Origin of the sequence: Prosthecodimorpha hirschii (assembly GCF_001305515.1) — a bacterium.
Classification (GTDB): domain Bacteria; phylum Pseudomonadota; class Alphaproteobacteria; order Rhizobiales; family Ancalomicrobiaceae; genus Prosthecodimorpha; species Prosthecodimorpha hirschii.
Window position 1 is genome coordinate 1,711,295 of sequence record NZ_LJYW01000001.1, and the last position, 13,243, is coordinate 1,724,537.

The following is a 13,243-nucleotide window of genomic DNA, read 5'->3' on the forward strand; positions in this document are numbered from 1 at the left end:
CGACGACGCCGGGCTTTGGCGACCGTCCGGGCGGCGCCGAACGCTCTCGCGGAACCGGGCGTTTCGCGCGGCAGGGGCCGCCGATGCGGTGCAGGAATGCCGCACAATGCGTCGATCAAATCGTTTGCGACCGTCTGCAGTTGCACGTCCGGCTGACGGCATCCTAACTTCTGCGCGAAGGTTTCTGTCCGCGCAGAGGATTTCAGCATGCATTACCCGGCCCTCACCCTCGCCGCCGTCATGGCCCTGGCCGCGCCGGCTCTGGCCGAGCCCTACAAGTCGGTCTTTCCGGACCGGCAGCCGCTGCAGAGCGCGACCGCGCAGACCTTCCTCGAAAAGCTCGACTACAAGCGCGGCAAGATCGCCCTGCCGGGGGCGGGGGCCTCACTGACCGTTCCGAAGGACTTCTACTTTCTGGATTCGGCCGATACCGAAAAGGTGCTGGCCGACGCCTGGGGCAACACGCCGGCCGGCTCGAAAGGCAAGCTCGGCATGCTCCTGCCGGCGAAGGTCACGCCGCTCGATGCCGAAAGCTGGGGGGCCGTGGTCACCTTCGACGCCAGCGGGCGGGTCGACGACGCCGACGCCGCGGCGATCGACTACGACCAGCTCCTGGCCAGCATGAAGTCGGATACGGCAGAGGAAAGCGAGCGGCGCAAGAAGGCCGGCTACGAATCGATCGCCCTGGTCGGCTGGGCTTCTCCGCCCTTCTACGATCGGGCGGAACGCAAGCTGCATTGGGCCCGGGAACTGCAATTCGGCAGCAACGAGAAGCACACGCTCAACTATGCGGTCCGTGCGCTCGGACGCGAAGGCGTGCTGCAGATGAACTTCATCGCCGGGATGGACGACCTTCCGGCGATCAAGGCCGCGATCCCGGATGTCATGAAGATGATCGCCTTCGACGAGGGCAAGCGCTACGCGGACTGGGTGCCCGGCGACACGGAGGCGGCCTACGGGCTCGCCGGCCTGATCGGTGGTGCCGCGGCCGCGCAGGTCGCGGCGAAACTCGGCTTTCTGGCCGTCGCCCTCGCCTTCCTGAAGAAGGGCTGGATCCTGCTGGCGGTCGGCGGTGTCGCCGCCCTGAAATGGCTCTTCGGCCGGTTCCGCCGCAAGCCGCAGGACCCGCCGGCGGGCAGCTGAGGCCTGCCTCCGGAGCCGGATCGCAATCATCATCGGTCTGCCATCAAGGCCGGTCAGGCTGGGCGGATTGGCGTCGGCGCGGCGCGCAGCGGAGGGAATGCGGCATGACGATCGGCGGCGAAGGCGCAGCCTGCGAAGATGGCGCGGCCAGGCTCCGAGAAGCCGGCTTCGCGCCCGACCTCATGGACCGGATCGATCACGGCATCCGAGCCGGGCTGATCCGCGGCTTGCACGGGCTGGTCCTGACCCGCCACGGCCGGATCGTCGCCGAACGCTACGACGCGGGCCAGGATGCGGCCTGGGGCCGGCCGCTCGGCCGCGTGCGCCATGGCCCCGACACGCTGCACGATCTGCGCTCGGTGACGAAGAGCATCGTCGCCCTGCTTTACGGAATAGCCCTCGAACGCGGCCTGGTGCCGCCGCCGGAAGCGCCGCTGCTGGCCGCCCTGCCCCGGTATGCCGATCTCTCGGCCGATCCGGCGCGCGCCGCCATCACGGTCGGCCATGCGCTGACCATGACGCTCGGCACGGACTGGAACGAATCCATCCCCTATACCGACCCGGCCAACAGCGAGATCGCCATGGAGGCGGCGCCGGACCGGATCCGCTACGTGCTCGACCGGCCGATGATCGCCGCCCCGGGGCAACGCTGGGTCTATAACGGCGGGACGTCGGCCGTTCTGGGCGCGCTGATCGAAGCGGGCAGCGGCGAGGACCTCGACACCTTCGCGCGGCAGGCCCTGTTCGCCCCGCTCGGCATCGAAGGCTTCGAATGGCATCGCGGTCGCGACGGCCGGCCGTCGGCCGCCTCGGGCCTGCGGCTGACCGCGCGCGATCTGGCCCGGATCGGCCAACTGGTCCTCGATGGCGGCCGCCATGCCGGCCGTCCGATCGTCCCGGCAGCCTGGCTGGCGGCCATGGTCCAGCCCCATCTGGCGACCGGCGACGGGCTGCACTACGGCTACCAGTGGTGGCTCGGCGAGGGTCGAACCGGCGAGGCCGACACCCCGGTCCGCCCCTGGTCGGCCGGCTTCGGCAATGGCGGCCAGCGGCTCATGCTGCTTGCCGACGCCGGACTGGCGCTCGTGCTGTTCTTCGGCAACTACGACCGGCCCGATCGATGGGCCCATCCCGCCCGCCTCTGGTCGGAGATCGTGCTGGCCTGCCTGGTCGGGGACGATACCGTCGGGCGCAACTAGCCTGATTGGAGGCTACACGGTGATCTGCTGGCCGAGTTCGACGACGCGGCCGGTCGGGATCGAGTAGAAGTCGGTCGCGTTGGCGGCGTCCTTCGACATGGCGATGAACAGCCGGTCCTGCCACAGCGGCATGCCGGAATTGGCCGAGACGCGGAAGGTGCGGCGGGCGACGAAGAAGGTCGTCGACATGATGTCGAACTTCAGCCCGAGCTTGCGGCACTGGCCGAGCGCCTTCGGAATGTTCGGCTCTTCCATGTAGCCGTAGTTCACGAACAGCCGCGTGAAGTCCTCGTTGACCGGCTCCAGCGCGATCCGGTTCTCCTCGGCGACCTTCGGCGTGGTCGCCGTCCTGACCGTCAGGATCACGTTCTTGCCGTGCAGGACGCGATTGTGCTTCAGGTTGTGCAGCAGGGCCGGCGGCGCGGTATCCGGGTCGGAGGTCAGGAACACGGCCGTACCCGGCGGCCGGAACGGCTTCGACTTCTCCAGCGAGCGCATCACGGTGGCAAGCGGCACGCTGTCGCGCCGGGACTTGTCGAACACGATCTGCGTGCCGCGCACCCAGGTCCACATGGAGGTGACCAGGAAGGCCGACAGGCACAGCGGCAGCCAGGCGCCATCGAAGAGTTTCAGGAGATTGGCGGCCAGGAAGGTGAGTTCCACGGCCAGGAACGGCGCCACCACCAGGGCCGCCGCCGGCAGCCCCCAGCCCCAGACCCGCCACAGCACGATGAAGGCGAGACAGCTGGTGATCACCATGTCGCCGGTGACCGCGATGCCGTAGGCCGAGGCCAGCGCCGAGGACGACCGGAACATCAGGACCAGGACCAGGACGCCGGCCAGCTGCATCCAGTTGACCCGCGGCATGTAGATCTGTCCGCGCTGGGTCTCCGAGGTGTGCCGCACCTCGAAGCGCGGCAGCAGCCCGAGCAGCACCGCCTGGCGGGTGACCGAGAAGGCGCCGGAGATGACCGCCTGGCTGGCGATCACCGTGGCGACGGTGGCGAGCAGCACATAGGGCAGCAGGGCCCAGCTCGGCACCAGCAGGAAGAAGGGATTCTCGATCGCCTCCGGATGGGCGAGCACCAGCGCGCCCTGGCCGAGATAGTTCAGCGCCAGCGACGGGAACACCAGGCTGATCCAGGCCAGCTGGATCGGCTTGCGGCCGAAATGGCCCATGTCGGCATAGAGCGCCTCAGCCCCGGTGACGGCCAGGAAGACCGACCCGAGCACGACGAAGCCGATCACGCCTTCATGCAGCAGGAATTCGATCGCATAGACCGGATTGAAGGCCAGGAAGATGCCGGGATCGTCGGAGATGTGCGACAGGCCGGACGCCGCCATGGCCAGGAACCAGACCGCCGTGATCGGGCCGAAAAAGACCGCGACCGCCCCGGTTCCGCGCGGCTGGATGGCGAACAGGCCGACCAGGATGACGACCGTGATCGGCACCACATAGGGCTCGAAGACCGGCGTGACGAGCTTCAGGCCCTCGACCGCCGAGAGCACCGAAATCGCCGGCGTGATGATGGAATCGCCGTAGAACAGCGACGCGCCGAGCGCGGCGAGCACCATCAGCAGCACGGACTGGCGTCCGACGGCGCCTTGCGCGAGGGCCAGCAACGACAGGATGCCGCCTTCGCCCTTGTTGTCCGCCCGCATCAGCAGGATGACGTATTTGATGGTCACGATGATGACCAGCGCCCAGAGCAGCAGGGAGACGACTCCCAGCACCTCGGACCGGGTCAGCCCGTCCTTCGCCGAATGCACCAGCGATTCGCGCAGCGCATAGAGCGGGCTGGTGCCGATATCGCCGTAGACGACGCCGATCGACCCGAGCGACAGCGCAAGCAGCCCGCCGTGATGCTCTTCGGCGGGTTCGGCTGGCGGCGCAGTCGTGGCGGCGGTGTCTTGGTCCTTGCGGACGGTCTGGTCGAGTTCCGAAGGCTCGGTTCCGGTCATCGGCTGGTCCAGGCATCCCAGGATCGTCGTTGCGTCAGGTGCGACGGCAGGACCCTATGACGGGTCCGGCCCGCCGACAAGGGATCCCGTCGGCATCCGCCGCCCAGCGGGTCGGGCGCCGACCGAAGAGGTCGGGTGCCGACCCGAGAGGTCGGTTGCCGACCCGAGAGGTCGGTTGCCGACCCGAGAGGTCGGGTGCCGACCGAAGAGGTCGGGTGCCGACCGAAGAGGTCGGGTGCCGACCGAAGAGGTCGGGTGCCGACCGAAGAGGTCGGGTGCCGACCGAAGTGGTCGGGTGCCGACCGAAGAGGTCGGGTGCCGACCGAAGTGGTCGGGCGCCGGCCCGGCTTCGGCCGGTTCGCGCGGACCTGACCGCAGGCGAGCGTTTTCCCCCGCCGTCGGGGCCGGCGGACGCGCCTGCCCAATCTCCCGCACCGACGAACTTCCCTCACGGTCGCTTCCGGTGTAGGGCTCGGGTCGGGACGGACAGGAGGGATGGCACGGACATGACGGTACGCCGTATCGGCGCTGCAGCGCTGGCCGTCGCAGGCCCGCTCATGCTCGCCGCTTGCGAGACGCAGATGGACGGTCTCGACAAGCAGCCGGAAATCACCGAGACCTTCCTGCGCATCACCGCCGACGGGGCCGGCCCGTTGACGGGTGCCACGGCCTATGACGCCAAGACGATCGAGGGCCTGATGCCGGGCTACACGACCGGCTCCGTGCTGATCGGGCTGGAAACCGGCACCACCAACGCCACCGTCCTGTTCCGCAAGATCTACGAAGGCCAGATCCAGGTCCTGCACATCCTGTCGGCGCCGAACGGCCGAATCGGACAGATCCATGGTGTCACCCACCATGTGATCGGGCCGGCCGGCGAACGGCCGGGCATGACCTTCCGGGAGGCCGGCGTCGATCCGGCATCCTGCCGGCCGGGCACCAATCTTTGGCTCGGCATGGCGATCTGCACGTCGCGCGGCGCGCCCAACGTGGTGCTGACCTTCTCGTTCAAGGGCGAGGCGGCAACCTCCGTCAAGCTGCCGGCGCGCGCGGTGCTCGACACCGGCGAACTGCAGCGAATCATCTGGACGGCCCCGGCGGGGTGAGACGCTGCGGCGCCATTGCGCTTGATCGCGCCGCATCGATAGGCTTGATGCCCACCATGTCCATTGCTTCGGCCCCCGCCTCCCGCGACCTGTCGGTCGACGACCTTGCCGCCCGCATTCTCGCAGGAGACCGGGCGGTGCTGGCGCGCGCCATCACGCTGGTGGAATCGCGCAAGGCCGAGCACCAGGCAAAGGCGCACCGCCTCGTGCAGGCGCTGCTGCCGCATACCGGCCGGGCGCACCGGGTCGGCATCACCGGGGTGCCGGGCGTCGGCAAGTCGACCACCATCGACACGCTCGGCTCCAACCTGACCGCCGCCGGCCACCGCGTCGCGGTGCTGGCCGTCGACCCATCCTCGACCCGCACCGGCGGCTCGATCCTCGGCGACAAGACCCGCATGGCGCGCCTGGCGGTCGACGCGAATGCCTTCATCCGGCCCTCGCCTTCCTCCGGCACGCTCGGCGGCGTCGCCGCCAAGACGCGCGAGACCATGCTGCTCTGCGAGGCGGCCGGCTTCGACGTGATCCTGGTCGAGACGGTCGGCGTCGGCCAGTCGGAGACGACCGTCGCCGACATGGTCGACTTCTTCCTCGTCCTGATGCTGCCCGGCGCGGGCGACGAACTGCAGGGCATCAAGAAGGGCGTCCTGGAGATCGCGGATCTGATCGCGGTCAACAAATCCGACGGCGACAATGCCGTCCGGGCCCGGGCCGCGGCTGCGGAATACCGTCATGCGCTGCATATCCTGGCGCCGAAGAGCCCGAACTGGACGCCGCCCGTCGTTCTGGTCTCCGGCCTCGCCAACGAGGGGCTCGACGCGATGTGGGCCGAGGTCGAACGGCACCGCGAGCGGCTTTCGGCGACCGGGGAATTCGCCGAGCGGCGCCGCAGCCAGCAGGTCAAGTGGATGTGGTCGATGCTGGAGGACCGGCTGATGCAGGCGCTCGACCGCAATCCGGCCGTGCGCGCCCGTCTGCCCGACCTCGAATCCGGCGTGCGCGGCGGCACCGTCTCGGCCGCCCTGGCGGTCGAGGAGATCGCCGGCCTGATGGGGCTCTGACCGGCCGCAACGACCGGCCGCATCGCCGCAGGCGCCCGCCGCGCTCCGCTCCGGTTTACCGGCGACGGCGATTGCCGCACACTCGCCTGCGAGGAGCCCTGGCCATGCCGACACGCCGCAGCCTGATCGCCACCGCCGTGGCGGCCCTCACCGGGGGCCTCGTCGGCCTGCCGGCACGGGCCTTCGCCCAGAAAGGGCTTCGCCCCGGCGGCGGCCTCGGCCCGCGCGGGGCCGAGCCGGTCACGGAGGCCTTCGAGAGGGCGCTCGCCGAGGCCGCGAAGACCGGCCGGCCGGTCGATCTGGAGGCCGGCGTCTACACGATCGAAAGCCTGCGGCTGCCGGCCGGTACGACGCTGCGCGGCGCGCCGGGGGCGACCGTCATCCGCGCGGCCGGCTCGGAACCGCCGCTCAGCGCCAGCCGGGTCGACGGCATCCGGCTGCGCGACTTATGGTTCGAGGGGCCGGGCGGCAAGACCGGCAACGGCAAGGGCGCTGGAGACCAGGCCCTGTTCGCGGCCGAAACGGTGCGCGGGCTGCATATCCGCGACTGCACCTTCGCGCGCGCACCCGGCCTCGGTGTGCGGCTGACCGATGTCGGCGGCCGGATCGAAGCCTGCCGCATCGAGGGCGCCGGCCGGATCGGGCTGTTCGCGCTCGATTGCGACTATCTGACCGTGACCGGCAGCGTGGTCAGCGATTGCGGCGACGGCGGCATCCTGGTCTGGCGCAGCCGGATCGGCGAGGACGGCGCACAACTGCGCGGCAACCGCATCTTCCGCATCCGGGCCGAGTCCGGCGGCACCGGCCAGAACGGCAACGGCATCAATCTCTACCGGGCCGGCAACGTGATCGTCGCGGAGAATACGGTCGTCGACTGCGCCTTCTCGGCGATCCGCGCCAACAGCGCCTCGGACGTGCAGATCCTGTCGAACCAGTGCCTGCGCTCCGGCGAGACCGCGATCTATGCCGAATTCGCCTTCCAGGGCGCGGTCATCTCCGGCAACCTCGTCGACGGCGCCGCCAACGGCATCTCGGTGACCAATTTCAACCAGGGCGGCCGCCTCGCCAGCGTCACCGGCAACATCGTCCGCAACCTCAAGCCGGCCGGCCCCTACCGCACCGATCCGCCGGGCTTCGGCATCGGCATCGCCGTGGAGGCCGATGCCGCCATCACCGGCAATGTCGTCGAGGGTGCCCCGCTGGCCGGGCTGTGGCTCGGCTTCGGCGCCTATCTGCGCGACATCGTCGCCAGCGCCAACGTGATCCGCGACACCGACTACGGCATCGCCGTCTCGGTCGTCGACGGCGCCGGGCCGGTCGTCATCGCCCAGAACCTGATCCGCAACGCCCGCCGCGGCGCCATCGTCGGCTTCCGCCAGGCGACGCCCGCGACCGGCGACCTCGCCACCGGCGGCGCCGAGGCCTGGCGCGGATTGACGATCACCGGCAATCGGGTGACGGGGTGATGCCGGTCGCTTCGTCTTGGGCAGCGGCACGGTTCGATGGGTCGGTTTTTATTCGGCAGGGTCACGGCTCGAACAGCCGGTACGTCTTCGGCAGGACCACGGTTCGATCGATCACTACTTCTTCGGCAATGTCACGGTGACCTCGATGGAGGAATACCAGGCGACGAGATCGGCGATGTCGGCGTCCGACAGCGCCTTGGCGACCACCGACATGTTCTCGTCCTTGCGGTCGCCGGAGCGGAAGGCCTTCAGCTGGCGGTCGAGATAGTAGACGGATTCGCCGGCCAGATTGGCCGCGTTGGGCAGCTTGGCGAGCCCGTCGATGCCGTGGCAGGCCGCGCAGGATTGCGCCGCCTTCTTCCGTCCGGCAGCCGCGTCCCCGGCGGCTTGCGAGGCGGTCGTACCGATCCAGGCAACAGCGAGGGCGGTCAGCGAGACGGCCAGTGTCTTCGAAGTGATCAACGGATCGGCCCCTTGTCGATACGCGAGAGAGATCGGCCGCGCCGCCGATCCCGGCCATCCCGCAGGAACCGGACATCGGCGGCGCGTCGGAAGGAGAATGCGGGCATGACGCGTCCCGTCCGGACGCATCATGCCCGAGGTGCCGTTCCGAGACCGGGACGGCCGCGTGGGTCAGCGCTCGTAGCTGATCCGGTAGATGGCGCCGGCGAAGTCGTCGGAGACCAGGATCGAGCCGTCGCGCAGCTGCGCCACGTCGACCGGGCGGCCGATATACTCGCCGTCGGCGGTCAGCCAGCCCTCGGCGAAGACCTCTGTCTTGTCCGCGGTGCCGTCTTCCTTGAGCGAGGTGAACATCACGCGGGCGCCGACCGGATCGGTCCGGTTCCAGGATCCGTGCTGCGCCGAGAAGATGCCACCCTGATACTTCTTCGGGAACTTGGTGCCCGAATAGAAGGTCATGCCGAGATCGGCCGCGTGCGCGTCCATCTCGACCTGCGGGAAGACCACGTTGGCCGGCGGGGTTTCCTTGTCGTAGCCGAATTCGGTGACGCGGACCTTGCCGCCGCCATACCACGGGAAGCCGAAATGCAGGCCCGGCTGCGGCGCGCGGTTCAGTTCGCCCGGCGGGATCTTGTCGCCCATGCCGTCGACCTGGTTGTCGGTGAACCAGACCGTCTTGTCCTTCGGGTTGATGTCCATGCCGACCGAATTGCGGATGCCGAGCGCGAAGACCTCGCGGTTCTTGCCGTCGCGGTCCATGCGCACGATGCCGCCGATGCCCCACTTCTTGTAGAGCTCGGCCTTCTCGGGCGCCGGCACGTTGAAGGGCTGGCCGAGCGTGATGTAGAGCTTGTCGTCCGGCCCGACGCGGCAGACGCGGGCGGTGTGGTTGTAGCTCTCCTCATCCTTCGGGATCAGGTCGCCCTGAGCCACGATCGGGATCGCGACCACGTCCGGGCTCTCGTAGAAGAACTCGGCCGCCGGATAGACCATCACGCGGTTCTGCTCGGCGATGTAGAGGAACCCGTCCTTGGAGAAGCAGACGCCGTTGGGCAGCGTCAGATCGATGGTCGGCGCGAACGGCTTGACCTCTTCGGCGGTACCCGACTTGGCACGATCGGTGACCGCATAGACCTTGTTCTTGCGCGTGCCGACGAAGGTCACGACGCCCTGCGGGCCGACCGCCATATGGCGGGCATCGGGAACCAGCGCGTAGAGGTTGATCTTGAAGCCGGCCGGCAACTTGATCTTGGCCAGATTCTTCTTGATCGCATCGGCCTTGGGCCCGGTCTGCGGGATCAGCGGGATGTCCGCCATGGCCCCGGTCGACTTGAACTGTCCGAGCTTTTCGAGATTGCCGGCGTTGCTTTGAGCCTGGACGCCGGTCGTTGCGGCAGCCAACATGGCCCCTGCGGTCGTCGCTGCGAGCAGTACGTGACGCATCCTGTCCTCCATGGTCTTTCGACCGCGTGTTTCTCCCACGACCGCCTTTTTATTAAAGTGGCGGCTAACCTGCCTTGTTGGGCATTGTCGTGATGATTGAACAGAACCGGCATCCGGTTCAACCACAATCAATATTGCATCGCACAAGATATACTCTGTAGTATCTAAATACTACTTTATGGAGGCGGCAGGCCGGGGCCAACCCCGTGGCGCGCCGGCACAATCACAGGCTTCAGGCCTCCCGGCCGCAGGCATGCGCCGCCGATGCGGACGATAGCGTCCGGCCTCGGCACGGCGGGCAGGCTGCGGATCGGGCTTCAGTCCTCGGAACGGGTCTGCCGTCAGGGCGCCAAGGTGGCCGCCGCCTCGACCAGCTCGGCGCTCGGGCGCAGGCCGCCGACGGTCATGCGGTTCCAGTTGGTCAGGACCGGCCTCAGGAAGCGCTCCAGTTCGGGCGCGTCGGAGCGGCCGAGCAGTGCCGCGATCACGGTCGCCACCACCACTTCGGCGGCCCGGCTGGCGCCGTCGTCGCATTTGACGGCGATGCCGAGGCCGAGCGACGGTATGGCGGCGCAGAAGACGCCCTCCGCGCCGGTCTTCGCATAGGCGACGCCGCCGAGCGCAGTCATGAAATCGGTGCAGAAGCGCTTCGTGCCGGCGACCATGAACGGCTCGGCGATCGAGGCCTCCATGATGCGCCGCGCAGCCGCGGCCCGGCCCGGCGCCAGCCCCTGCCCGGTCGCGAGCCGGGCCATCCCGGTCGCCAGCCGGTCGAGCGGGATGGCCCAGGTCGGGATCGAGCAGCCGTCGATGCCGCAGGACTCCACCCCGAGCACCGTGCCGAAGACATCCTCCAGCGCGGCCTTGGCGGCCTGCTGAACCGGATGGTCGACCGCCGTATAGCCCTTCGGGTCGATCCCGGCATGGCAGGCATAGCAGACGAAGCCGGCATGCTTGCCGGAGCAGTTGTTGTGCAGCGCGCCCGGCTTCAGCCCGGCGACATGCAGGCGGCCGCAATCCTCCTGGCGGGCCGGCCAATGGGCGCCGCATTCCAGATCGGCCTCGGACCGGTGGGCTCGCGCCAGCATGGCGGCCGCGGTGGCGACATGCCAGTCCTCGCCGTTGTGCGAGGCGGCGGCCAGCGCCAGTTCCTGCGCGCCAAACCCGTAGGCGTCGGCCGCGCCGGATTCGACCAGCGGCAGGGCCTGGACGATCTTCACCGCCGAGCGCGGAAAGACCGCCCGCGCGGTGTCGCCGAGGCCGAGCCGGACCCGCCCTTCCGCGTCCGACACGACCACCGAGGCGCGGTGCGCGCTCTCGACCAGGGATCCGCGCAGGACTTCGACGAGAATCGGAACGACCGGCATATCGCTTTTCCCTTCAGGGTCCCGTCGGACCCGGGTCCCGTTGGACCGGTTTGCGCGGAATCAAGGCGTCGGCGCCTGCCTTGGCGCAGCATCGCGGCAGGACGGAGGCTGCCATGATATCCAAGGACGACATTCTGGGCTTGTGCGGTCTCGAAGCCGACGAGGTCGATGCGATCGCCGAACACGAGCACATGCCCGACGTCGCGGCGGCAGCGCTCGGCAGCTATCTGTTGCATGCTCCCCACGGCGCCGACCGCATCCGTAACATGATTGTCGAGGATCTGCGTGCGGCGCTCGACCGCGGCGACCGCGACCATGCCGCCAGCCTGTTCATGGCCCTGCGCCATTTCCTCTCCGAGCATCCCGAGGCCGGCTGAGACCGGCCCGCCTCAGTCGACCGCCAGACGGAAGTTTCCGTTATGGCGCTCGAAATGCGGCGAGTAGAACGGATCGTCGTCCAGCACCGCTCCCCAGCTCTTGGCCATGTAGTCGACCTCGCGCAGGAAGCGGGCGCGCTTGGCCGGGCTCATGTCGTCGCCGCGCGAGACCGATTCGTGGTGGATCAGCTCCGCATGAGGCGTCCAGATGATGCGGTAGCCGGCCCGGCCGATCTTCAGGCACAGATCGACATCGTTGAAGGCCACCGCCAGATTGGCCTCGTCGAGCCCTTCGACCTCGTCATAGACCGACCGACGCAGCGCGAGGCAGGCCCCCGTCACCGCCATCAGGTCCTGCGGCAGCAGCAGCCGGTCCATGTCGCCGGGCGCGTCGGACGGGTCGCCGAGATGCAGGTGGCCGGCGATGCCGTGACGCGACAGCAGGACCACGCCGCCATGCTGGATGGTGCGATTGGGGAAATGCAGCTTGGCGCCGACCGCCCCGACGCGCGGCTGGACCGCCCAGCCGACCATCTCGTCGAGCCAGTCCGGCTGGATGACCTCGGTATCGTTGTTGAGGAGAACCAGAATCTCGCCATTCGCCTGCCGGACGGCGACATTGTTGAGCGCCGAATAGTTGAACGGCCGGGGATCGCGCAGCACGCGGATGCGCGGATCGGTCAGCCCGGCGAACCAGGCGAGCGTGTCCGGCTCGATCGAACCATTGTCGATGATGATGATCTCGTAGGCCGGATAGCGCGTCTTGGCGACGAGCGAATCGACCGCGACCTTGATCAGGTCGAGCCGGTCCCGGGTCGGAATCAGGATCGAGACCAGCGGTGCCGGCTGCGGGATCGGATGCCGGGCGCGGACCGAGCGGCCGTCGGCGGCGGGCTCATAGACCGTCGAGGCGCCGCGCGCGGCCGCCCACGCCTGCAGCGTCGCCAGTCGGGCGGCGACCGGCTCGCGCTCGGGAGGGGCGGCTCCGTCGGCCGGCAGCGGCCGATGCACCGGCATTTCGGCGAGCCGGCGGAAGGCGAGGCCGGCATCGGCCATGTCGAGCACCAATCGGGTGAACGGAGCCGGCGCCCCTGCGGCGCGATCGAGCCGCTCCGCCGTCAGCGCCGAACGGCGGAAGGCGACGAGCGGGCCGAGATAGTCGCGCGCCTCGAAATGGGCCTCCGACCAGCCCGGCCGGAACCGGCCGTTCAGGCGGTGGCCGACCTCGTCGACATCGTCGTCGTCGGCATAGACCAGCGCCGGCTGGGTCGGGCCGGCGAAGCCGACGGCCAGGACCGCCAGCGCATGCGGGGCGAGCCGGGCATCGGGGGCCAGGGCCAGCACGATCTCGGCCTCGGTGGCGGCGCCGGCGCGGAGCGCTTCGATCGCCGTCGTCGCGCCGAGCCGCTCGACGCGGCGATCGGCATCCGGCGGCGGGTCGGGGACCAGGAGGCGCCAGTTCGGAAAGGGCTGGCCGGCCAGCCGCCCGATCAGATCGGCCGCATCGGCCGGTGCCTCGCCCGGACCCGGCGGCAGCGAGACGACCGCGATGCGCGGCTTAAGCCCGGCCGCCAGCGCCAGCGCGAGGCGGCGCGCCGCGCGGCGCTCGTCGAGCCCGGCCCAGCGCGCGTAGCGGTCCGCCGCCACCCGCCCGGGC

11 protein-coding genes are annotated in these 13,243 nt (G+C 69.4%); 6 read left to right on the forward strand and 5 right to left on the reverse strand.

The genetic code is table 11. From position 1 onward, the window contains the following. Positions 1-207 precede the first annotated feature (207 nt). Together ABB55_RS07420 and ABB55_RS07425 are read left to right on the forward strand one after the other, a co-directional pair. Entirely contained in the window at positions 208-1,143 is a 936-nt protein-coding gene (locus tag ABB55_RS07420; RefSeq protein WP_054358243.1) for a DUF2167 domain-containing protein, read from the forward strand. Between the two features lie 104 nt (positions 1,144-1,247). Next, on the forward strand, positions 1,248-2,342 hold the full coding sequence (locus tag ABB55_RS07425; protein ID WP_083463432.1) for a serine hydrolase domain-containing protein: 1,095 nt from the start codon (positions 1,248-1,250) through the stop codon (positions 2,340-2,342). Positions 2,343-2,354: 12 nt separating this feature from the next. Here the strand turns inward: ABB55_RS07425 and ABB55_RS07430 are convergent, their stop codons facing one another. Further along, positions 2,355-4,304: a potassium transporter Kup gene (locus ABB55_RS07430; protein ID WP_083463433.1), complete on the reverse strand. Its 1,950-nt coding sequence runs from the start codon at positions 4,302-4,304 to the stop codon at positions 2,355-2,357. Positions 4,305-4,810: 506 nt separating this feature from the next. On the opposite strand from ABB55_RS07430, the gene ABB55_RS07435 reads away from it, so the two are divergent. From ABB55_RS07435 to ABB55_RS07445, 3 genes are all read left to right on the forward strand, one after another. Further along, entirely contained in the window at positions 4,811-5,410 is a 600-nt protein-coding gene (locus ABB55_RS07435; protein ID WP_152981960.1) for a DUF1131 family protein, read from the forward strand. Positions 5,411-5,466: 56 nt separating this feature from the next. Further along, positions 5,467-6,471 (forward strand): methylmalonyl Co-A mutase-associated GTPase MeaB, encoded by a 1,005-nt coding sequence (gene meaB / locus ABB55_RS07440; protein ID WP_054361897.1) that lies wholly within the window; start codon positions 5,467-5,469, stop codon positions 6,469-6,471. A 104-nt stretch (positions 6,472-6,575) separates the two neighbouring features. Continuing rightward, the gene (locus ABB55_RS07445) at positions 6,576-7,937 is read left to right on the forward strand and encodes a TIGR03808 family TAT-translocated repetitive protein (RefSeq protein ID WP_054358245.1); all 1,362 of its coding nucleotides are present in this window, start codon (positions 6,576-6,578) and stop codon (positions 7,935-7,937) included. Between the two features lie 114 nt (positions 7,938-8,051). Here the strand turns inward: ABB55_RS07445 and ABB55_RS07450 are convergent, their stop codons facing one another. The 3 genes from ABB55_RS07450 to ABB55_RS07460 all read right to left on the reverse strand — a co-directional run bounded on the left by ABB55_RS07450 (position 8,052) and on the right by ABB55_RS07460 (position 11,209). Then, positions 8,052-8,399: a c-type cytochrome gene (locus ABB55_RS07450; RefSeq protein WP_244471990.1), complete on the reverse strand. Its 348-nt coding sequence runs from the start codon at positions 8,397-8,399 to the stop codon at positions 8,052-8,054. 171 nt (positions 8,400-8,570) lie between these two features. Continuing rightward, positions 8,571-9,803, reverse strand: coding sequence for a PQQ-dependent sugar dehydrogenase (locus ABB55_RS07455; protein WP_244471991.1), 1,233 nt, complete (start codon positions 9,801-9,803; stop codon positions 8,571-8,573). A 380-nt stretch (positions 9,804-10,183) separates the two neighbouring features. Then, positions 10,184-11,209 carry an asparaginase gene (locus ABB55_RS07460; RefSeq protein WP_054358247.1) on the reverse strand — a complete coding sequence of 342 codons (1,026 nt, stop codon included), beginning with the start codon at positions 11,207-11,209 and terminating at the stop codon, positions 10,184-10,186. A 113-nt stretch (positions 11,210-11,322) separates the two neighbouring features. On the opposite strand from ABB55_RS07460, the gene ABB55_RS07465 reads away from it, so the two are divergent. Beyond that, positions 11,323-11,586 (forward strand): hypothetical protein, encoded by a 264-nt coding sequence (locus ABB55_RS07465; protein WP_054358248.1) that lies wholly within the window; start codon positions 11,323-11,325, stop codon positions 11,584-11,586. A gap of 12 nt (positions 11,587-11,598) precedes the next feature. Here the strand turns inward: ABB55_RS07465 and ABB55_RS07470 are convergent. Further along, positions 11,599-13,243 (reverse strand): glycosyltransferase family 2 protein (locus ABB55_RS07470; protein WP_160321186.1); only part of this gene is annotated, 1,645 nt, incomplete at its 5' end.

Coding starts and splice junctions, on each gene's coding strand:
- ABB55_RS07420 (WP_054358243.1), top strand. CDS start 208: ATGCATTACCCGGCCCTCACCCTCGCCGCCGTCATGGCCCTGGCCGCG.
- ABB55_RS07425 (WP_083463432.1), top strand. CDS start 1,248: ATGACGATCGGCGGCGAAGGCGCAGCCTGCGAAGATGGCGCGGCCAGG.
- ABB55_RS07430 (WP_083463433.1), bottom strand. CDS start 4,304: ATGACCGGAACCGAGCCTTCGGAACTCGACCAGACCGTCCGCAAGGAC.
- ABB55_RS07435 (WP_152981960.1), top strand. CDS start 4,811: ATGACGGTACGCCGTATCGGCGCTGCAGCGCTGGCCGTCGCAGGCCCG.
- meaB (WP_054361897.1), top strand. CDS start 5,467: ATGTCCATTGCTTCGGCCCCCGCCTCCCGCGACCTGTCGGTCGACGAC.
- ABB55_RS07445 (WP_054358245.1), top strand. CDS start 6,576: ATGCCGACACGCCGCAGCCTGATCGCCACCGCCGTGGCGGCCCTCACC.
- ABB55_RS07455 (WP_244471991.1), bottom strand. CDS start 9,803: ATGTTGGCTGCCGCAACGACCGGCGTCCAGGCTCAAAGCAACGCCGGC.
- ABB55_RS07460 (WP_054358247.1), bottom strand. CDS start 11,209: ATGCCGGTCGTTCCGATTCTCGTCGAAGTCCTGCGCGGATCCCTGGTC.
- ABB55_RS07465 (WP_054358248.1), top strand. CDS start 11,323: ATGATATCCAAGGACGACATTCTGGGCTTGTGCGGTCTCGAAGCCGAC.